The following is a 20,418-nucleotide window of genomic DNA, read 5'->3' as shown; positions in this document are numbered from 1 at the left end:
GGTGGTGGCTGGTGGTGACGCTAATGTCAGTTCATCGGCTCTCCGATCGAGTCGAACTGATCGAGTCGGTAGCGATAGAGCCTGTCCAGATGCTTGAACTTTCCGATCTCGTCGTAATCCACGGTAAAATATATGTACTCGTCGTCGACTGCGACGGTCGACATCCCGAGAGTCCGGCGACTTGGGGTGGGGAATTGGCGAATTTTCCAGTCGGAGAGCCGCAGCAGCCCGATGCTGCTCCGATCAGGCAGGGACCTGAGAATCACGAAGGCGGCGAAGTTGCCCCAAGTGGAAATGCTTAGGACAGCGTACGGTTGATCGAGTACCGGACCGTCGAGCCTCTCTCCAGTGCTTCGAGAGATCGAGAAAAACCGTGGATTCACCAGCGTGCTTTGGCACCAATCAGAGTTCGTCGGACCGTCCCCTCGAATTCCGACGACGCGCTCGGAATCAACGCCGAGCCCACAAATATCTCCTGGAAGCTCCGCAAGCGTACGGAGGTCGCCGTCTGGAGACCAGGCACGAATCCGAGAACTTCGGGGGCCTTCAAGGGAGAGCTCGGACCAGACTGCCATCCCATAGTTCGCCGCTCCAAGCACTGCGCCTGCAGAGTCGGGCACTACTACGACCGAGCTGCTCCCGGTGTCAGCCATGACCTCGAGCCCCCGGAGTCCCCCCGGGAAAAAAATACGCCTAGGGGACGTCTCGAGGTCGAACGGCACGCTCAAAGTACCGCGAACCCGATCTGAATCCCACGGCTCACGGAAATCCCAGCCCATCTGGGGGTCAAACGACACATAGAGGATGCGTCCCTGATTAAGCAGAAGGAAGGTTCCAACCATATCAAATCGAGAACTGAGCCACGCTTCAAACGGAAATTTCGGCGCATGTGGAACGAGCCGAAGAGCTCCGACCGTCACTCCATCGGGGAGCCGAACGAGTCGACGAACGTCGCACCACGAGTTGCCACGCGTCTGCGTATTATCCACTGCAACGTATACAACGGGGGCCATCGAGCCGTTTCCACGGGCGCCGAGGACAGCATCGCCCGTCGAATCAAACGCGTTCAGCGACGTCGTCGATTCACATCCGTTTCCACAGCTCTCCCACTCCAATTGAGGGAATCGCAACTTGGATGGTACGCCCTCTTGAAGGATAAAACCCTCCGTCGCGTCTTTGAGCTTCACCTCACGCCATGCGGCCGGGTCGTCGAACCACCCCACCGAACCGCTTCCCCCCTCGCCATCACTGCCGCTTCCTCCCGTACCCGAGCCTGGCTTCCCGCCCGTTCCGCCGCTGTTTCCACCGGAAGAAACCCCGCCCGTCCCACCAGAATTCTGGGAACGCTCGGGCACTCGCGAACAAGCTGCTGCGAGAATCAAAATCGCACTAGCTGCTGCCGACCACCTGATCGTTCGTCGCATAATTCACGTCCGAGGTTGTTTGGCAAAGAGGCGGCCAAAGGGCCGCCTCTTTGAGTTTCGAACTACAGTCCAGTGCAGGGTACGCTCAGCGAAAACAACTTCGGCGCCAGCGAAAGAACTTCCATTCGCACGTTCTCCACCCAGACCGGAACCAGGTCGCTTCGGCGAGGTTCATCGTAGAGAATGATCTTCTCGGCGGCGAACTTGCCCGCGAACTTGGCGCCCGCGCCCGAAGGAATGTACCGCCAAGCCTCGAGGCCACTCTCGGGGGACGAAGCGAAGAGGATCAGCGCGCCGGTCGAGTCGAGAGCGAGCGCGGTCTTCGTGTAGAGATCTTTTTGGCGCGGCACTGAGAGGAGGACTTCCTGCTTTCCGTCCGAAAGGTCATGCGCGACCAACCGAACGACCTTGCCCCCGTCCTCTTCTTGCAGGAGGTAGAGGCGGTTTCGGATTGTGTCGAGGGCAATTCCGAGGTTCTCGCCAAGGGGCTCGATTTCCCAGGTGGCGAATCCCGCGGACTGGGTCGCGAGATTGTATCGACGAAGACCGGGATCCGATCCCTTGCCCACGAGGTAGAGCACTCCCTGCAGTGCCGAGAACGCGCCTCGTTCCTCGTCAGATACTTGGACTGCACCAACGAGGCCCCAGCCCTGGTCGTACTCGGGCTCTCCGTCGAGATCCACTTGACCCGCGTTCATCCTAAGCGGAATCGGGAAAGCTGCGCCGGCTCCCTCACGCGGCACGAGGATGCCCACAGGTGCGCCGAACTTTGCGAGGATGGTTGGATCTTCTAACGAGGAGAACCACCTCCATTCGCCCGTCGCCATGAGCTCGGCGACACGAGTCGATACAGCATCGACGCCATCCAGCACATACCCGTCCACCCGAACAAGCCCCACAAACGATCCGTCGAATACCACGGGACGGATCCGATCCCGGATTCTCTCCTCCCAGGGATCCCAAATCTTCACTCGAGGATCTTCGTAGCCGAGGCAGTTCGGGAAGTCGCAAGGGCCGGCTGTCCACTGGCGCTGCGAGAAGTGATAATTTGGCGTGTCAAACATCCGCAGTACGGTCCGGAGGTTCGATTTGCCGGCGTCGCGTGCACTCGCACTGACTCCATTCACCCGCTTCACCACAGAAGCAACGACGCCGTGAGTTTGCATGAATCGGTCCCTCGAGACCGATTCAACAGGGTTATTTTGCCTCGTAACGTCCTCGTACGAATGCCACACGAACCGATAAGGCCCGAACTCTTTGGCGCGGAAGTCGAGATCGAGGCCCGACGCTGGGAATCGAACGCCGCTTCCAAGCTCCTCCATGGAGAGAGGCTTCCAGCCGCCTCCATCTTGGTCCGCTAGCGTAGCGCGGCAGGAGCGCGTGCTGACGCAATCCATCTCAGACAGGGCAACTCCATTTCGGTCAAAACACGAGCAATGTTTGAAAACGGTCGGCTGCGCGAACGATCTCGTCGTCAGCGTCTCGTTCTCGCCCAGCCAACTATGCCCATCGAACTCCTGCATGTCGATGCCATCTTCACCGCTTCCATGACTCGGCACCCAATAACGAAAAATTCTGGGATCAGACTGCGCGAAGTCGAACACCGGAACGGGATCACAAACATCGCCCAGCATCGGCTCCCCAGCATCCATTTCTACGGCCAGGTTCGCGTTGCTCTGCGTCGGGTCCCAGTCGTTCGGGCAGAGATCACAGGCATCGGGAACACCGTCTTCGTCCCGATCTTGGAGTTCACTACATCGGCCCGGGAGCGGTCGATTGTCCTTGTCGAGGCCGAACATGCACTTGCCTGCTCGAGCGTTCTCGCAGGTCGTCGAACCTGGCAAGCAGGGTAGGTAGTCAAACGCCATGCCCGGGCATCGATTGCACGCATCGCCGACAGAGCCGCCGAACGATACAGTCTGAGGCTTGTCGAATGTAACGGGACAGACGTCACAGACGTCGCCCCAGCCGTCTCCATCCTCGTCGTGCTGGTCGTGGTTGGCACAGCTCAGCTTATCAAGACCCAATTCGACACAGCGCGAGGGCGGGCAGTTGTCGCAGGCGTCGCCAATACCGTCGTTGTCCTCATCAAGCTGATCGGGGTTCTTGACCGTCGGGCAGTTGTCGAACTCATCGGGTACGCCGTCTCCGTCGCCATCTGGGATATAGCGGATGAGGTCCGCACGCTGTCCGTCGAGCTTCCCCAGGGGAGAGAAGACTTGTTTGTTGCGAGATAGGCTCTGCCAGTTCCGGTATCCGGAGGCAACCCCGATCAACACGAACTTTCCGGTCGAAAGATCCTTGAGGAAGAGCCCTCCACCGGTGTCTCCGGAATCGAAAGTCGTCCGCCCTCCCCCGTAGGGTGCCCAGATCTCGGAGTTTGCGAGGCAGGTTAGGCCTTTGCGGTCGGCCTTTCCACACTTGCGGCGCTCCGCTGAGACATCTTTTACGGTCCCGAAGCGACGCTTGTCGTCATAAACCACGCCCCCACTAGCGTTCCGGCTCGCCCCGTACCCCGCCAGGACGAAGCCGCCGGCCCTATTCGCGGAAATGAAGTCGCGGAGATCCTCGATATTGTAGGCCGGGAGTTCCTTTACAATCGAGATTGGCACATTGCGATCGAGTGTCAGCAGAGCAACATCATACCCGCCACCGTCGCGGGACGCGGGGGACTTGATGCTCCAAACCTTCCGGTCGATCTCGCGGTCGCTCTCGTAGAACCACTCGTCAGGAGCCTGAGCGAAACGGACCCTGATTCTTCCAACCCTTTCGCCGTCGGTACAGTGGCCCGCGGTGACGACGTGGCGTCGAGAGACGAGAGTCCCCGAACAGGACGTGTTTGAATCGGCGGTCTCAATCGGTGAACGCACCACGGGGTGCGTCTGTGGCACCCTCCGCCTGAGAGGTGCCGAGGAATGTGGGCTCGTAGCAAGGCAAGTCGGCTGACCATCGACGATCACCTGGAGCTCCATCGCCGGTTCCGAAATGGCGATTCGCTAGCTGTCGCCGCGGCGGCGGTTGGGTGCTCGGCGAAATCGGTCCATCGCCTCCTCCGTAAGACAGGCGGCGTGGCCCCTCGGGCCCCCACGCGGTCGGAGGCAAGGCTCTCCGTGGTCGAACGCGAGGAAGTCTCACGCGGCATCCAAGCCGGCGAGTCGTTCCGAAAGATCGCCACGAAGATCGGGCGCGCGCCGTCGACGGTATCGCGCGAGGTCCGGGCGGCTGGGGGGCGTGAGGCGTACCGGGCGCACCTCGCTGAGAAAGGGGCGCGCCAGCGAGCCCGTCGGCCCAAGCCCTTCAAGCTCGTGGAGAACGCCGGGCTTCGCCAGGCGGTAGAGGAAGGCCTGCGCCAGCGGTGGTCGCCGCAGCAAATTGCTGCGAGGCTGAAGGTCGACCACCCCAAGGCCCCCGAGCTTCGCGTGTCACACGAGACCATCTACAGCTCCCTTTTCGTGCAGGCCCGCGGGGCTCTCCGGAAGGAACTCGCCACCTGCCTTCGGACGGGACGAACCCGGCGGCACCCGGGCAAGCGCACCGATCTCAGGGGCAAGATCAGCGACATGGTGATGATCAGCGAACGGCCGGCGGAAGCCGAAGACCGCGCGGTTCCTGGGCATTGGGAAGGCGATCTGATCATAGGGAAGGACAGCAAATCGGCGATCGGTACGCTGGTCGAGCGCAAGAGCCGTTTCGTGGTGCTGTTCCCCTTGCCTAACGGGAGGACCGCGGAGGATGTCCGCAAGGCGCTCGCCGCCGAAGTTCGGCGCCTCCCAGAGTGCCTCCGGCGCTCGATCACGTGGGACCAGGGGAAGGAGATGGCTCAGCACACTCGCTTCTCCGTTGAGACGAACGTCTCCGTCTACTTCTGCGACCCGCACAGCCCCTGGCAGCGAGGCAGCAACGAAAACACCAACGGGCTACTCCGCCAGTACTTCCCCAAGGGCAAGGACCTCAGTGCGTACACCCGACGAGAACTCAATACGGTGGCAGCTCAACTAAACGGACGCCCAAGACAGACGCTCGACTGGAGGACGCCGGGTGAGGTATTCAGCACATTCGTTGCGTCGACCACTTGAGACCGCCACCCTGGAGATGGACAAGCGCGGTCGCCCCTGCGACACCCTTGGGCGTGGACAGATCTTCGGCCCTCGAAATCGGGCCATGCGTCCCGTCGTCGACGTCGACGTCGCCTCCGTAGAGAGGCTGTGTGGCCTGGCCGATCGAATCTGCGGCCGACGGCGACTCCTCGTTTGCCTGGCAAGATGCCAGAATGATCAGAAGTGACGCAGTGACGCAGTGACGCAACAACGCAGAGCAACGACTCATGACTCCCTCCATCATGGTGCGTGTGGATGCTGCGGATAGCCTGAAATTTCCTACCACCGATGCCGGCGGAGCGTCAATTCACGTTCATTGAAGCCGAATTACGACAAGTATTTGACATCTTTGGCGCGCACTATCTTGCTTTTAGTGGAAATCCCTTGAAGCCGGCAAGTCCTCGCTGGGGCCGTGGAGGGTGCGGAAGGCGCGGCCGCGCACGGTGGCGACGCCTTCGAGGTTCTGGAGAGGGCCCTCGACGAGGAGGAGCGGGCTGGTGAGGAGCAGCGTCCGGTTCGCCTGGAAGGTCTCGGGATCGATGACCGCGTTGGCGAAGCCGGTCTCGTCCTCCACGGTGACGAAGACGACGCCGTGGGCGGTGCCGGGGCGCTGGCGGACGATGACCTGGCCGGCGATGCGCAGCCAGCTCCCGTTGCGGCAGGAGAGCACGGAGCCTGCGGGGGTGACGCCGAGGGCGTCGAGCTCGCCGCGCATCCGCGAGACGAGGTGGGGTCCGACGGTGAGACCGGTGGAGGCGTAGTCGGCGAGGGTGCGCTGCAGCGAGCTGAGCTCGGGCAACGGCGAGCCTTCCGCGCGGGGCGGCGGGGCGAGGGGGCCGCCGGCGGCGAGGGCGGAGCGGACCTCCCACAGCGCCTGCCGGCGGGTGGCGCCCAGGGCGGCGAAGGCGCCGGCCTCGGCGAGGGTCTCGGCCCGGCGCGCGTCGAGGCGGGCGCGCAGGCAGACGTCGGTGACGTCGCGGAAGGGGCGCTCCCGCCGCGCGTCGGCGATCCGCTGGGCGGCGGCCTCGCCCAGGCCGATCACGCTGCGGAGGCCCAGGCGCACCTCGCGATCGCCCGTGACCTTCGCGTTCGGCTCCGACTCGACCACGCAGGGCGTGCGCACGTGGACGCCGTGGCGCTGGGCGTCCTTCACCAGGGACGCGGGCGCGTAGAAGCCCATGGGCTGGTTGTTGAGCAGGGCGGCGAGGAACACGGCCGGGTGGTGGACCTTGATCCAGAGGCTCGCGTAGACGAGGAGCGCGAAGCTCGCGGCGTGGCTCTCGGGGAAGCCGTACTCGGCGAAGGAGCGGATGCCGAGGATCACCTCGTCGCGGGCCTGGGGAGAGAAGCCCTTGCGATCCATGCCGTCGCGCAGGCGATCGACGAAGCGCTGCATCCGCTCCGTGGAGCGCTTGTGGCTCATGGCGCGGCGCAGCTCCTGGGCTTCACCGCCGGTGAAGTCGGCGGCGACCATGGCCACGCGCATGAGCTGCTCCTGAAAGAGCGGCACGCCCAGGGTGCGCTCGAGCACGGGCTCGAGGGAGGGGTGCGGATAGACCACGGCCTGGCGCCCCGCGCGCCTGGCGAGATAGGGGTTCACCATCTTCCCCACGATGGGGCCGGGGCGGATGAGGCCCACCTCCACCACCAGGTCGTAGAACCTGCGCGGCTGCATCCTGGGCAGCGTCGCCATCTGCGCGCGGCTCTCGATCTGGAAGACGCCCACGGTGTCCGCCGCGCAGGCGGCGTCGTAGACGGCGGGATCGTCGGCGGGGAGCTGGGAGAGATCGCAGGGCGTGCCGCGCGACTCGAGGATCGCCACCGCGTCCTCGAGGGCCGCCATCATCCCCAGGCCGAGGAGGTCGATCTTGATGAGCTTCATCGCCTCGACGTCGTCCTTGTCCCATTGGAGCACGGTGCGGTCGGCCATGGCCGCCGGCTCCAGGGGCACGATCTCGTCGAGCCTGCCCTTGGCGATGATCATCCCGCCAGAGTGCTGCGAGAGGTGCCGCGGCAGGGAGCGCAGCTCGCCGCAGAGCTCCACGAGGAGCCGCAGCCGCTCGTCGTCGGGGCGCAGGCCCGCCTGCGCGATCCGCGCGCCGGGATCGTCGTCCTTCTCCACGTACTCGAAGTGGGAGATGTGGCGGGCCATGCGGTCGATCTGGTCGGCGGACAGCGCCAGCACCTTGCCCACCTCGCGGACGGCGGAGCGGCCGCGGTAGGTGATCACCTCGGCGCACATGGCGGCGCCGCTGCGGCCGTAGCGCTCGTAGACGTACTGGATCACCTTCTCCCGCCGGTCGCCGGAGGGAAGGTCGAGGTCGATGTCGGGCCACTCGCCCCGCTCCTCGGACAGGAAGCGCTCGAAGAGCAGGCCCATCCCCACCGGATCGACGGCGGTGATCCCCAGCGAGTAGCAGACGGCGGAGTTGGCGGCGGAGCCGCGGCCCTGGGTGAGGATCCCGTTCTCGCGGCAGAAGCGCACCAGATCCCAGACGATGAGGAAGTAGCCGGCGAGCTTGAGCTTGCCGATGAGGGCGAGCTCGTGCTCGAGCTGGGCCCGCACCCTGCCCTCGAGCCTCTGGCCGTAGCGGCGGCGGGCGCCCTCGAAGGTGAGCTGGACCAGGAGGGACTGCTGGGTCTCGCCCGCCTCCACGGGATAGTCGGGGAACTCGTAGGGGAGCGAGTCCATGGTGAAGGCGCAGCGCTCGGCGAGGGCCACGGCGCCGTCGATGGCGTGGGGCAGATCGGCGAAGCGCCGCTCGACCTCCTCCGGGGGATGGAGGTGGCGGTCGGCGTTGTGGGCGAGGAGCGTGCCCGCCATGTGGAGCGGGACGCCCTCGCGGATGCATGTGAGAACGTCCATCACCCTTCGTTCACGGACCGTGGCGTGGCGCACGTCGCCGGTGGCGACCAGCGGCAGGCCGTGGCGCTCGGCGAGGTCGATCATCGCGCGGTTGCGCCGCTCGTCGGCCGGATCGAGGTGGCGCTGCACTTCAGAGGCGGTCCGCTCGGCGCCCAGGGTGCGCACGACGAGCTCCGCCGCCTTTGCGTCGCGGCAGGCGCCAAGGAGGGCGACGAGGCCCCCGGCGTGCTCTGCTACGTCTCCGAGGGAGACGAGGTGCGTGCCCTTGACGCTCGTCGCGTGGGAGGTGGTGAGGAGCCTGCAGAGGTTGCGGTAGCCGGCGGCGTCCTCGACGAGGAGGCGCAGGGATCCGACGCCGGACACGTCCACGTCGGCAGCGACGATGGGCCGGAGGCCGGCCTCCTTGGCCGCGGCGTGGAAGCGCGGCGCGCCGTAGAGCCCGCCGTGATCGCCGCAGGCCATGGCCGGATAGCCGAGCTCCGCCGCACGGGAGGCGAGGTCCTCCGGCTGCGAGGCGCCACGCAGGAAGGAGAAGGCGGAGCGTGCCCGCAGCTCTACGTAACGCGGTGCCATCAGTCGTAGCGCCCCACCAGCGACCATTCACCCGTGGTGAAGTCGCGCGCGAGCCGGTAGACCGCGCCGTCGGAGAGCTCCACGTCGAAGGCGTCGCGGCAGGTGGGGGTCTCGTGCCAGCCCACGTCGAGGCGCCACGGCCCCGCGCAGGTGACGACCCAGCCCGCGATCGCCCCGGCGCGAAGGGCCTGCGGGCCGCCCCTCGCCTCCCGCACCTCGGCGACGAGGGCCGGGCGGAAGAGCCGGAGCGAGCCGACGTGTCCGTCGTCCTCGCCGTAGCGCGACGGGGGCTCTGCCGCCAGCGAGACATCGCGACCAGCGCCCGCCCGGCTCCCGCCAGTCGATCGAGGCAGCTCGTCGGGAGGGGGCGGCGGGTCGAAGCGACTCATCGTGAATGAGTCGTTCACATGAGAATCGGCGAGGGCGGGCGTGCCCACGCGATCGTCGCCCACGATCGCCGCGACCTTGGCGAGGGCGGTGGCGAGCTTCTCGGGCGCCACCGTGGGCCTGCCGAACAGGCGAAGCTGCTCGTGCCGGGCCGCTGCGGGCACGGCGATCACCCTCACGCCCCGCACCGCGGCGCCGGGTGGACGGCGCTCGAGGATCGAGCGGCAGAGGGCCAGGAGCGAGGGCACGTCGCGGGTGGGCGCCGCCAGCTCCACCGGGAGGATCGCCTCGCCGGACGGATCGAGGAGGAGCCGGAGCTGCACGCTGCCGCAGGCCATCGCGTGGCAGTCGAGGCGATCGACGAGGCGCTCCAGGGCGGGCCGGATCACGAAGAGGAGCCCCTCGACGGCGGCGAGCTCGAAGTCGAAGTCGGCGCCCTCCTCGAAGCGCTCGGGGGGCTGCAGGGGATGGAGGGGCTCGTCGTCGACGCCGCTGGCGAGGCGGTGGAGCCTCACGCCGGACGCGCCGAGCCTGGCGCCGATGCCGTTCGCCGGCAGCGCGGCGAGCTCGCCCGCCGTGGCAATCCCCCAGCGGGCGAGGGTCTGCGCCAGGGCCGCGTCCGCTCCCAGGGCCACGGCCGAGAGCGGCGCGAGGAAGGCCCGCTCGCCGCCGCGGGGCACCACCTCGACGCCGGCGCCGCGGACGGCGGCGATCTGCGCGAGGGTCTTGCCCGACGCCACCGACGCCCGCCCATCGAGGCCGAGCCGGGACGCCGCCGCCACCAGCGCCGAGGCCACGCCGCGATCGCCGCCGTGGAGCTTCTCCAGCCCCCGGGCGTCGATCAGGGCCACGCCGGGGCGCGCCTCCTCCACCCTGGGTGAGACGCTCGCCGCGGCGTCGAGCACCGCTGCGCGGGCGGCCTCGAAGAGCTCCGGCGGCGTCCAGCGCACCACGAGCTCGGGCGCGAGGGAGAGGGCGTCGCCCACCGAGAGCCCGGGGCGGACACCCTGGGTGTGGGCCGGGACCGAGACGCAGCGGACGCGGGCGCGAGCGCCCTCGCCTTCCGCCACCGCCACCGGGGTGCCTGCGAGGGTCGGCTCCGCCCGCAGGATCGCCTGCAGCGGAAGGTCATGGACGAAGAGGCAACCTACACGCATGGCGAATGTCTCACGAAGGTTCCAGGCCGGGCATCTCGCAGCCTCACGAGCCGCTCCAGGGCGAGGTGCGCGCCTGACCGGGCGCGGGCTCGCGAAGTCCGGCGGGAAAGAGCGAGGGCGCGCGGAAGGAGAGGAGGGCCTCGCCGAGCGGCAGGCCCAGGCGGTTGCGCTCCAGGGCGACGGTGAGGTCGAGGCCTTCGAAGGTGCGGCCGGGGCCGTTGCCCAGGAAGCGGGCCTTTCGGCGCACGGGCCTCAAGCAAGCCGACGAGACGCCGCCAGCGCCCGTGCCTCCCACCACGATCAGGCTGGCGCGGGCGCCTTCCGCGTCCCGCGCGAGGCGGAGCCACGCGGCCTGCGATACGTCGGGTTGCGCCTTGCGGCGAGGGGCGTCCTTTCGCGGAGCCCCGTAGCCGGCGTAGGGCTCGAAGCGGAGCCCACGATCCAAACCGGGGCTGCCCAAACCGGGGCTCCGCGGCGCGAGGCGAAGCGGGCCGGCGCCCCCGGCGCTCCCGGAGCCGCTGCTGCCAGCGCCCCGCTCCGCGTCTTCGCGTCCGGCTCCGGCGTCCGCCCCACCGCCCCGCTCCGCGGCGGCGCCCTGTCCAGCAGAACCCTGGGCAGAACCCTGCCCCGCTGAGCCGCCCCGCCCCGCAGCGCCGCCCCGCGCCACCTCTGCACCGCGGGCGAGGTCGAGGACGACCAGGGGAAACGCCCCGGACGAGAGCAGCACGTCCGCGGCGCGGATCGCCTCCTGATCGGTCGACGGCCTGCACCAGAGGAGGCGATCGAGCGCCACGCCCGCCTCCACCGCGCCGCGCGGATCGAAGGCGTCCGCCCGATCGATGAGGGCCGCGCTCCGGCCATCGGCGGTGAACCGCGCCAGGACGAGGAGGGCCAGGGAGGAGCCCCAGGCGCCCCGCTCCTCGACGAGCTCGACGATCCGCCCCTCGGGCAGCCCGCCGCCCAGGAGCCGATCCAACGGCTCCAGCCCCGTCGGGGTCACCGACGGGAGCCGATGGGCGAGCTCCTGCGGCGTGACCAGCGCCCGGGTACGGCGCAGGTCCTCCACGAGACGGTCGAGTTCGAGAGCGGATCGAGCCACGGATGAAGACGAGCCTCCACCGCGATCGATAGGAACATTCGTTCAGTCAGTCAAGAGCCGACACGCGGAACACTCGTTCAGACGGCCGAGCGCCTGCCCGCCCCGAATGTCCGAGCGCACGCCCGCCGGCAGGCACCCATGCCGGTGGGTATGATCCGTCGAGCGTCCGCCTGCTCGAAGGGATCCCGGCCAGGCGAGAAAGACGCTCGGAGGCAACCGAGAGAGATGAGGCTGCGTCCGCGCCTTCGCGTCCTGCGAAACCGGAGCCGGGAGTCCCCGTGGACGCTCTCGATCCTGGGAAGCCTGATCGGGCTCGTCCTCGGGTTCCTGCTGGGCGCGGAGACGGGGGCCCACATCCCCCACATCCTGATCGGAGTCGCCCTGGGGACAACGTTGGAGCAAGCGAGGACGATCTTCATCGCGATACTCGCGGTCGAGATCACCGCGCTGAGCATCGTCTTCTCCCTCTCGTTGCTCGCCGTGCAGAGCGCCGCGGCGCAGTATTCGCCGAGGCTGATCTCGTCCTACCTCCGGGATCCGGCGGGCCGCACCGTCCTGCCGACCTTCGTGACCACGTGCGTCTTCTGCGTGGTCGCCTCCGCACGGATCGGGCTCTCCGACGAGCTCGGGGTGGCTCCGCGACCCGCTCTCACGCTGGCGATCGTCCTGATCTTCGCCTCCGGCGCCGCCTTGCTGGTCGAGCTCGCCCGGACGATCCTGGTCATCCGCATCGAGTCCGTGGCCATCTGGGTCACGCGCCGGACCCGAAAGACCATTCGCGCCATGGCCCACCTCCGTGGCGAGCGTTCCGGCACCCCCGTCCCCGTCTCCGCGACGGCGACCCCCTTGCGGGCCCAGGGCTCGGGCTACGTGATGGGGGTGGACGACGAGATCCTGCTCTCCAGCGCGAAGAAGCATGGGCTTCGGGTCTGGATCGAGCGCGCGATCGGCGAGGGGATCGTCGAAGGCAGCGTGGTGGGCTGGGCCGAGCCGATCGGTCCCGGCGCCGCCGTCTCGGAAGAACGCGCCGCAGCCCTGGCCGACGCGGTGCTCCTCGACAGGTGGCGGGATCAGGACACCGACGTCTCGCTCGGCCTCCGCCAGCTCGTCGACGTCGCCGTACGAGCCCTCTCTGCCGCCGTGAACGATCCGTATTCGGCGATCGTGGCCATCGATCACCTGTCGGAGCTCCTCGTGGACCTCGCGGGGAGGAAGCTCGGCGATCGGGTTCTCCGGGACGACGACGGGAGACCGCGCGTCGTGATTCGCGAGCCGAGCTTCGGCGACTACCTCTTTCTCGCCACCGACGAGATCTCGCGATACGGCGCCGCGGAGCCCACCGTGGCGGTGCGGCTCCTGCGCATGGCCGAGGAGGCCGGAGAGGCGGCCTCATCCGACGCCGACAAGCAGAGCGCGGCGGCGATCACCGAGCGCATCCTGTACTTGTCCGAGGCGGCGACGACCGGCGGCTCCGGGCTGGAACGCGTCCGGGCGGCGACCATGGAGGCCCGCCGGAAAATCCTGGAAAAAACGACGCCCGGTCCTCGCAGCAAGCTCTGTCTTTGAAGGGACTTCAGAGTGAAGGCCCGCCGATCCCTGCCATGCTGGACCCTCGCCGCCGCGCTCTGCCTCGCGGCAGGATCCGCCGGGGCGCAGCAGGATCTCGGGCACAAGGTGCTCGGGACCCTCGGCCTACAGGCCGGGTCGGTCGCCGAGCCGGGCGTCTACGTCGCCGATCGCGTCCTCTTCTTCAGCGCAGGCCACGTCGTCGATCGCGAGGGCAACCGCCTCCCGATCGCGCTCGACCTGGACGCGTTCGCGAACGGCATCGGCGTCGGGGGAGCCGCGAAAATCGCGCCTCTCTCCACCTACGTCAGCGCGGGGTTCGGCATCCCGGTCGCCCACGTGACCATCAACTCCGATCGCCCCGAGGCGAGCATCGATCGATTCGGGCTCGGGGATCTCTTCGTGCAGCCCCTCAAGCTGGGCTGGCGCCTGCCCCGCCTCGACCTCGTGACCGGCTACGCGTTCTACGCGCCGACCGGGCGCTTCTCGAAAGGGGGGACGGGGGGCGTGGGCCGCGGCTACTGGACCCACGAGGTGAGCGCGGGCGGGACGTTCTTCTTCAATCGAGCGAGGACCTGGCACCTCTCCGCGCTCGGCAGCTACGACTTCAACCAGCGCATGGAGCGAATCGACGTCACCCGCGGCGACACCTTCCAGATCCAGGGCGGGCTGGGGACGAGCCTCTTCCGATTCCTGGAGGCGGGCGTCGCCTTCTATGCCGAGTGGCAGGTGACCGACGATCGAGGCGCCGACCTACCCGCAGCGCTGAGGGGCCTCCGCGAGAGGACCTTCGGACTGGGGCCGGAGATCGGCGCGCTCGTGGCGCCGCTGCGCAGCAAGCTCTTCGTGCGCTACGAGCACGATCTGGTCGTGCGCAGCCGCGCGGTGGGGCAGGTCTTCGTGGCGGGCCTCACCGTCGCGATCTGGAAGCCGGTCAGTGAACCACCGCCACGTTCCGCTTGGCGAGATGGACCACCCGATCGCTGACCGAGCCGATCAGGAAGCGGCCCACGGTGCCGAGGCCCCGGGCGCCGACGACGATCAGGCCGACTTCGCGCTGGTCGGCGACCTGGCAGATGGTCTCCGCTGCGGGACCGTATTCGATGACCTTCTCGACCTCCCCCGGGAAGCCGTCTGCCGCCCGATCGAGGGCCGTGCGGAGGAGGTCGAGCTCTTCGTCGGTGGGCTGCCGTCGGGCGAGACCGTAGAGGTCTCCGAAGCCGACGCTCACCATCGGGATGGGCTCGAGGACGAGGAGGACCGTGAGCTTCGCCCCCACCTGGGTCGCCAGCTCGCGGGCGAAGTCGGCGGCGCGCCGGGCCCCCTCCGAGCCGTCGATGGCCACCAGGACGTGATCGATCACGAGCGCCTCCCCAAATGCGTCCGGTGCGTGAAGGAATGGCCACGGGTACCGAACGGAGCAAGGCGCCCTACCGCCCGCCGGAGAGAGCGTTCGTCCCCTTTTCGTCACGGCCGACGGGACAAAAACCCGCGATCGTGCAAGATGCGCCAAATGCACCACTTCTTCGCCACAGCTGCCAAGGGGACCGAGGGCGCCCTCCGCGACGAGCTCAGGGCCCTTCGCCTGCCTCGCGTACGCGCCGACCGCGGCGGCGTCCACTTCGAGGGCCGCCTCGAGGACGGGATGCGCGCCTGCCTCTGGTCGCGGATCGCCATGCGGATCCTGCTCCAGCTCGGCGAGCTCGAGGCCCGCGGGACACAGGGGTTCTACGACGCGATCCGCTCGTTCCCGTGGGAGGACCACCTCTCTCTGCGCCGGACCTTCGCGATCCGCGCGACGGTGCGCGACTCGGAGCTCACCCACTCCCACTTCGTGGCGCTGAAGGCGAAGGACGCCATCGTCGATCGCCTCCGCGAGAAGCTGGGCGGCAGGCCCGACGTGGACGCCGACAGGCCCGACGTCTCCGTGGTGATCCACCTCGCCAAGGACGTGGCCCAGCTCTCGCTGGATCTGGCCGGCGCTCCGCTCCACATGCGGGGCTGGCGGGTGGAGGCGAAGGAGGCGCCGCTGCGCGAGACCCTCGCCGCGGCGATGCTCGCCCTGGGGCGCTACGATCCCGCCCTCCCCTTCCTCGATCCGATGTGCGGCTCGGGGACGCTGGCGATCGAGGCGGCCCAGATCGCGCGAAAGATCGCGCCGGGGCGCGGTCGCCACTTCGGCTTCATGCGCTGGCCGGCCTTCGGCGACGAGGAGTCCAAGGCCTTCCGCGCGCTGCAGGAGGACGCCAAGGCGGTGGCGCTCCCCAAGGCGCCGGCGCCGATCCTGGCCCGGGATCGCTTCGCGGATCCGCTGGAGGTGACCGAGCGAAACCTCCACCGGGCGGGAGTCACGGGCTCGGTGGAGCTCGAGCAGCGCGACACCCGGGACCTCGGGTCGCTCCCGCCGCGCTGCCAGATCTTCGTCAATCCGCCGTACGGCGAGAGGCTCGGCGGCAAGCGCCTCCAGCTCGAGGGTCTCTACCGCGGCTTCGGCCAGGCCTACGCGCCCCTGGAGCCGGAGCACCGCCTCGTGGTCCTCTCCGGTTCGCCGTACTTCGAGCGCGCCTTCGGAGCCAGGGTCCGTGCGCGGCACCGCCTCTTCAACGGGCCGCTGGAGGTCGACCTCCTCTCCTACGGGCCGATGCCGGCGTGACCAAGGACGCGCAGGGCTTCGACGCGGCGGTGGCCGCGGTGGTCCGCGCGATTCCTCGCGGCCAGGTGCTCTCCTACGGCCAGGTGGCGGCCCGCGCAGGAAATCCCAAGGCGGCCCGGGCGGTGGCCCGTTCGCTCGGCCGGAGCTCGGGCATCCCCTGGTGGCGCGTGGTCCGTGCGGATCGCACCCTCGCAGGAGCCGTCGCAGACCCCCAGGCCCGCCTCCTCGAGGCCGAGGGCGTCCGCATCGAAGGCCGGAGGATCGTCGCCACCGCCAGCGATCGTTAGATTCGATGCGATGCTGCGGTCCGACCAGATCCTGATCATCTTCGACGGGCGATGCGGCGCCTGCTCGGCGATCGCCGGCGGGCTTCGCCAGGTCGACTGGCGGCGCGCGATGCAGTTCCTCCCGTCGCAGACGCCTGGACTTCTCGAAGCAGCGGGCGTCTCGCAGGCGCAAGCAGACGCGTCGGTGCTCGCCGTCTCGACCTCCGGGCAGGTCTGGTTCCGCGGCGGCGCGGTGGCCGCATGCATGGACGAGCTGCTCCCGCTGGGCCTTCCCATCTTCCGCCTGCTCTACCTGGTGCCGGGGCTCCACCGGCTCGCGGACGCGCTCTACCGCTTCGCTGCGCGGCACCGCGACTGGCTGGGCGAGCGCACGCCGGCGGTCCGCGACGGGGAGGAAGTCCGCCGCGTGGATCCCGAGACGGAGTTCGAGCTGCGCCGGCGCCGGCTCGCGACGCGAATGCCGACTGCGCTGCCGTCGCACGTGACCCTGCACTGACTGGCGGTCGCCAGCGAAAGGTGTAGGATTGTCACATGCACGACGCGCGCGCTGTGACATTCCGGGGAGCAGGTGGCCCCGAGGTGCTGGAGATCTCCGCCCTCTCGGTCCGCGACCCCGGCCCGAACGAGGTCCTGGTGGAGGTGGCGGCAGCCGGCCTCAACCGGGCCGACCTGCTCCAGCGACGGGGTGTCTACCCTGCGCCGACGGGATGGCCCGCGAAGGTCCTCGGCCTCGAGTACGCAGGCACGGTGCTCAAGGCGGGCGAGCTCGCGAGAGGGATTCGTCCGGGCGATCGCGTGATGGGGATCGTCGGCGGTGGCGCGATGTCGACGCACCTGGTGGTCCACGCCCGCGAGGTGATCCCGATCCCGGAGAAGCTCAGCTTCACGGAGGCCGCGGCGATCCCCGAGGTCTTCCTCACCGCGTTCGACGCGCTCTTCGTGCAGGGCAACCTGCACTCCTTCGAGACGGTGCTCCTCCACGCGGTCGGCAGCGGCGTCGGGACCGCAGCCGTGCAGCTCTGCCGCGCCGCTGGGTGCCGGACGATCGGCACCTCGCGCTCGAAGGACAAGCTCGAGCGCGCGCTCGAGCTCGGTCTCTCGGAGGCCGTCCTCGTCAACGAGCACTTCTCCCACGAGGTGCTCGACCGGACGAACGACCGTGGCGTCGAGCTGATCCTCGACACGGTGGGCGGCGCCTACCTCACCGAGAACCTCCGCTCGCTGGCGACTCAGGGGCGCATCGTGGTGGTGGGCCTCCTCGGCGGCGCCGACGCGAAGGTCCCGCTGGGGATGCTGCTCTCCAAGCGCGCGACCCTCATCGGCACCTTGCTCCGAAGCAGGCTGCTCGAGGAGAAGGCCACCCTCGCCCAGCGCTTCATCCGCGAGGCGCTGCCGCTCTTCTCCGACGGCCGGCTGCGACCTGTGGTGGACGAGGTGCTGCCGATGGAGCGCATCGCCGACGCCCACCGCCTCCTCGAGAGCAACGCCACCTTCGGCAAGGTGGTCCTCACCTGGGGCGCCTAGACCGCCGAGGCCACCCGGTCTAGCGCCCAGTGCGCCAGCGCGTAGATGGTTTCACTCGGATTCACTCCGAGTGAAGTGGGGAAGACCGAGCCGTCCACGACGAAGAGGTTGTGGATCTCGTGGTGACGAAGCGTGGAGTCCACCACGCTCGTGGCGGGGTCGGCGCCCATCGCGCAGCCGCCCATCTGGTGGGCCGTGAAGATCGAATGGCGCAGGGCGCCCCACGGCGCGCGCTCCAGGAGCGGCAGATCCGCTTCGGAGCGCAGGGTCACGGGCTCGAGGTGGAGCGATCGCACTTCGCGCGCGCCTGCGGCGAGCTGGATCCGCGCCATCGCGAGGCAGGACGCGCGGAACGACTCCTCGAGGCGCTCGCCAACCGGATAGTCGACCCGCACCCGACCGTCGCGTCGAAGGGAGACCGTCCCGCCCTCGTCTCCGGGCAGGATGCCGTCGACGCTGAGGGCGATCAGCACGCCCACGTGCGCGAGCCGCGACAGGAAGTCCCGATGCTCGCTGCCGAAGCCGCAGAAGGCCGTCGCCGCCAGCATCGGATGCACCGGCGGCGTCTCCAGGAAGAAGCCGATCTTCCCCGGGCCGCGATCCGCGAAGTGATGGGAGCCCACCGACTGGGGCGCGCCGTAGAAGGCGTTCACCTTCTCGTCGAAGAAGGCCGCCATCGCCACCACCGGATGGAGGAAGGTGCGCTTCCCCACCCGGCCGTTGCGGTTCAGGCCGGAGCGGAGGAGGAGCGCCGGGCCGTTGATGGCGCCGCCGCTCGAGACCGCCACCTTCGGCCGGATCACGATCCTTCTCCCGGTGGGCTGATCCGTCCCGGGATCGAGGGCGACGCAGTGGATCGCCGTGACCTGCCCCTTCTCGACCTCCAGCCGCTCCGCCCTCGTGTTCACGTAGAGCGAGAGGCCGCGCTCGAGGGCGTCAGGGACGTAGGTGACGAGCATCGACTGCTTGGCGTCGAGGGGGCAGCCCATGCCGCAGAAGCCGGTGCTCGCGCAGCCACGGACGTTGCGACGGAGGGGCCGGGCTTCCCAGCCGAGCTTGCGGCAGCCGTCCCAGAGGACGCGGTTGTTCGCGTTCGCGCGCTCGATCGGCCACTCGTGGATCGAGAGGCGCTCCTCCACCGCGTCGAAATGGGGCCCGAGGTCGATCCCGTCCACCCCGTGGTGCTCGCGCCAGTGGTCGAGGATCGAATCCGGGGTCCGGAAGCAGGTGGTCCAGTTGATCGTGGTCGAGCCCCCCACCGCACGGCCCTGGAGGATCGTGATCGCCAGGTCCGCCGTGGCCCGCATGCCGCGCTCCTGGTAGAGCATCGGATAGGCGGTCCCCTCCTGGAGATCGAACTCACTCTTGGTGTGATGGCCGCCCTCCTCCAGCATCACGACCCGCATGCCCCGCTCGACGAGCCCCGCGGCCAGGGTGGCCCCGCCCGCCCCCGAGCCGACGATGCAGACGTCGCAGCTCACGTCGGCGTCCTTGCGGAGCTCGCCGGCGTGGACGATCTCGCCCTTCATTCGGACGCCTCCGGGATCGCCGTAGGGACCGCGATCGCGAACGACGGAGGCCCCGGGTAGCCCACCTGCGGATAGATCCTCGGCGACGCGTAATACGCCGCAGCGCAGAGGCCGTGCAGCGCCTTGTAGGCCGTGCGCCGAAGGCCGAGGGAGCTTCGGCGCCAGGCCAGGAGCGCACGATCCTGGTCGTCGGGCGAGAGGGAGGTGAACGGCTGCGGGCGGCCGTCGAGGAGCATGCCCGCCAGCCCGTTCTCCACCAGCGCCAGCAGCTGCTTCACCTCGTCGAGCACGGCCGGGTGCGAGGTCGCCAGGAGCCCGTCGATCGCCTCGGCCACCTCCAGCTCGGAAGCAGCAGGGAAGCCATCGCCCGCGGGGGAGATCCGTTCCGCAACCGCCGCGAGGATGGCGAAGCTCCTGGGATCGAGGGCGCGGAGGGGACGGCTCGGCGTTCGCGAGGCGGTACGTTGGAAGGAGAGGCCCACGCCTCCGGCGGAGAGGGCGAGCGCCCCGCCCAGCCCGTACTTCAGCACCGCGCGGCGGGTGATCGGCATGCCGGGGAGCCTACCCCGACCTCGTTCAGAAGATCACGGCCGCGTGGAGGCCGATGCCCACCCAGTCGAAGAGCGAGTCGATCGCGATGGCGTTGTAGCTCGCCTGGGCGCCCACGCTCAGGTACCGGATCCCGGTGTAGTCGAGGGCCAGGCCGGCATCGAAGGCCGGCCCGAGCTGGTGCCGATCGCCAAGGGCATGGCGCCCCAGCCCGCCGTGGACGAAGAAGCTCGGGGCCACGAGCGTCCGGCTCGCCAGGCGAAATCCGCCCACGACGCGGAAGGAGGTGTGGTCCTGGGTCGCCAGGGAGATCCGATCCGCCTTCCCGAAGCGAGCGAAGCTGGCCATCACCTCGGGTGTGAACCGGAGGGTCTTTGTGTCGAGCTGGATCCCGACCCGCGGGTCGATGCTGAAGCCGGTGGTGGAATCGTTCGCCTGGCGGAGGCCGATGACCACGTTCCCGTCCGCTCCGATCACCAGGGCGGCGGCCGGTGCGCTCCGCGGCGCTCCCAGAGCCACCAGGATCAGGAACGAGGCCAGCCAGCCGGCGGGCACCCCGACCCGTAGCACCCGGCAACGGCGCGCTCCCTCCTCCGCTGGACAAAGGCGGCTTCTGGAACGCTCCGACACGGCTCTTGCTCCTGGCGAAGCCTGCCCGCCCGGCAGGGTCGCCTCTCGGGCAGCCGGACGAATCTATGCACGGCGGC

The 20,418-nt window shown here is 68.8% G+C and carries 16 protein-coding genes; 7 read left to right on the top strand and 9 right to left on the bottom strand.

Features of this window, described 5'->3' with window-relative positions; all coding sequences use genetic code 11:
* Positions 1-26 precede the first annotated feature (26 nt).
* Together AKJ08_RS19565 and AKJ08_RS18935 are read right to left on the bottom strand one after the other, a co-directional pair.
* A complete protein-coding gene (locus tag AKJ08_RS19565) occupies positions 27-1,223 on the bottom strand; it encodes a hypothetical protein (protein ID WP_157370807.1) in 1,197 nt (398 codons plus the stop codon).
* 263 nt (positions 1,224-1,486) lie between these two features.
* A complete protein-coding gene (locus tag AKJ08_RS18935) occupies positions 1,487-4,396 on the bottom strand; it encodes a trypsin-like serine protease (RefSeq protein WP_157370806.1) in 2,910 nt (969 codons plus the stop codon).
* Here AKJ08_RS18935 and AKJ08_RS17855 point away from each other — a divergent pair.
* Positions 4,340-5,500, top strand: coding sequence for an IS30 family transposase (locus tag AKJ08_RS17855; RefSeq protein WP_082342944.1), 1,161 nt, complete (start codon positions 4,340-4,342; stop codon positions 5,498-5,500). The two genes, AKJ08_RS18935 and AKJ08_RS17855, sit on opposite strands and share 57 nt — an antisense overlap.
* Before the next feature lie 391 nt (positions 5,501-5,891).
* Here AKJ08_RS17855 and AKJ08_RS17850 read toward each other — a convergent pair whose 3' ends face one another.
* From AKJ08_RS17850 to AKJ08_RS17840, 3 genes are read right to left on the bottom strand one after another with little or no spacing between them, the layout of a single operon-like run.
* Complete coding sequence (locus AKJ08_RS17850) at positions 5,892-8,960, bottom strand: DNA polymerase III subunit alpha (RefSeq protein ID WP_050727315.1); 3,069 nt, start codon at positions 8,958-8,960, stop codon at positions 5,892-5,894.
* A complete protein-coding gene (locus AKJ08_RS17845; protein WP_050727314.1) occupies positions 8,960-10,504 on the bottom strand; it encodes a DNA polymerase Y family protein in 1,545 nt (514 codons plus the stop codon). Before AKJ08_RS17845 ends, AKJ08_RS17850 begins: the two co-directional genes overlap by 1 nt.
* 43 nt (positions 10,505-10,547) lie before the next feature.
* Positions 10,548-11,603: a P-loop NTPase family protein gene (locus AKJ08_RS17840; RefSeq protein WP_157370805.1), complete on the bottom strand. Its 1,056-nt coding sequence runs from the start codon at positions 11,601-11,603 to the stop codon at positions 10,548-10,550.
* A 225-nt stretch (positions 11,604-11,828) separates the two neighbouring features.
* On the opposite strand from AKJ08_RS17840, the gene AKJ08_RS17835 reads away from it, so the two are divergent.
* Both AKJ08_RS17835 and AKJ08_RS17830 read left to right on the top strand, forming a co-directional pair.
* Positions 11,829-13,169: a DUF2254 domain-containing protein gene (locus AKJ08_RS17835; protein WP_050727312.1), complete on the top strand. Its 1,341-nt coding sequence runs from the start codon at positions 11,829-11,831 to the stop codon at positions 13,167-13,169.
* A gap of 12 nt (positions 13,170-13,181) precedes the next feature.
* Positions 13,182-14,156, top strand: a complete 975-nt coding sequence (locus tag AKJ08_RS17830) for a SphA family protein (RefSeq protein ID WP_050727311.1) — start codon at positions 13,182-13,184, stop codon at positions 14,154-14,156.
* Here AKJ08_RS17830 and AKJ08_RS20030 read toward each other — a convergent pair.
* The gene (locus AKJ08_RS20030) at positions 14,104-14,532 is read right to left on the bottom strand and encodes a universal stress protein (RefSeq protein ID WP_050727310.1); all 429 of its coding nucleotides are present in this window, start codon (positions 14,530-14,532) and stop codon (positions 14,104-14,106) included. The genes AKJ08_RS17830 and AKJ08_RS20030 overlap by 53 nt on opposite strands.
* 150 nt (positions 14,533-14,682) lie before the next feature.
* Between AKJ08_RS20030 and AKJ08_RS17820 the strand changes: the two genes are divergently transcribed.
* The 4 genes from AKJ08_RS17820 to AKJ08_RS17805 are packed head-to-tail and all read left to right on the top strand — an operon-like array spanning position 14,683 to position 17,633.
* Positions 14,683-15,822, top strand: coding sequence for a THUMP domain-containing class I SAM-dependent RNA methyltransferase (locus tag AKJ08_RS17820; protein ID WP_050727309.1), 1,140 nt, complete (start codon positions 14,683-14,685; stop codon positions 15,820-15,822).
* Positions 15,819-16,109: an MGMT family protein gene (locus tag AKJ08_RS17815; protein WP_050727308.1), complete on the top strand. Its 291-nt coding sequence runs from the start codon at positions 15,819-15,821 to the stop codon at positions 16,107-16,109. Before AKJ08_RS17820 ends, AKJ08_RS17815 begins: the two co-directional genes overlap by 4 nt.
* A gap of 10 nt (positions 16,110-16,119) precedes the next feature.
* Positions 16,120-16,605 (top strand): thiol-disulfide oxidoreductase DCC family protein, encoded by a 486-nt coding sequence (locus AKJ08_RS17810; protein ID WP_050727307.1) that lies wholly within the window; start codon positions 16,120-16,122, stop codon positions 16,603-16,605.
* A gap of 35 nt (positions 16,606-16,640) precedes the next feature.
* The gene (locus AKJ08_RS17805) at positions 16,641-17,633 is read left to right on the top strand and encodes an NAD(P)H-quinone oxidoreductase (protein WP_050727306.1); all 993 of its coding nucleotides are present in this window, start codon (positions 16,641-16,643) and stop codon (positions 17,631-17,633) included.
* Here the strand turns inward: AKJ08_RS17805 and AKJ08_RS17800 are convergent.
* The 3 genes from AKJ08_RS17800 to AKJ08_RS17790 are packed head-to-tail and all read right to left on the bottom strand — an operon-like array spanning position 17,630 to position 20,281.
* Positions 17,630-19,162: a GMC family oxidoreductase gene (locus AKJ08_RS17800; protein WP_050727305.1), complete on the bottom strand. Its 1,533-nt coding sequence runs from the start codon at positions 19,160-19,162 to the stop codon at positions 17,630-17,632. The two genes, AKJ08_RS17805 and AKJ08_RS17800, sit on opposite strands and share 4 nt — an antisense overlap.
* The gene (locus AKJ08_RS17795) at positions 19,159-19,713 is read right to left on the bottom strand and encodes a gluconate 2-dehydrogenase subunit 3 family protein (RefSeq protein WP_050727304.1); all 555 of its coding nucleotides are present in this window, start codon (positions 19,711-19,713) and stop codon (positions 19,159-19,161) included. Before AKJ08_RS17795 ends, AKJ08_RS17800 begins: the two co-directional genes overlap by 4 nt.
* Before the next feature lie 25 nt (positions 19,714-19,738).
* Positions 19,739-20,281, bottom strand: a complete 543-nt coding sequence (locus AKJ08_RS17790) for a hypothetical protein (RefSeq protein WP_157370804.1) — start codon at positions 20,279-20,281, stop codon at positions 19,739-19,741.
* Between the last annotated feature and the right edge of the window lie 137 nt (positions 20,282-20,418).

This window comes from Vulgatibacter incomptus (genome assembly GCF_001263175.1).
Lineage (GTDB): Bacteria > Myxococcota > Myxococcia > Myxococcales > Vulgatibacteraceae > Vulgatibacter > Vulgatibacter incomptus.
Note: the sequence above shows the minus strand (reverse complement) of the source record. Positions and strands in the feature narration are given on the sequence as shown.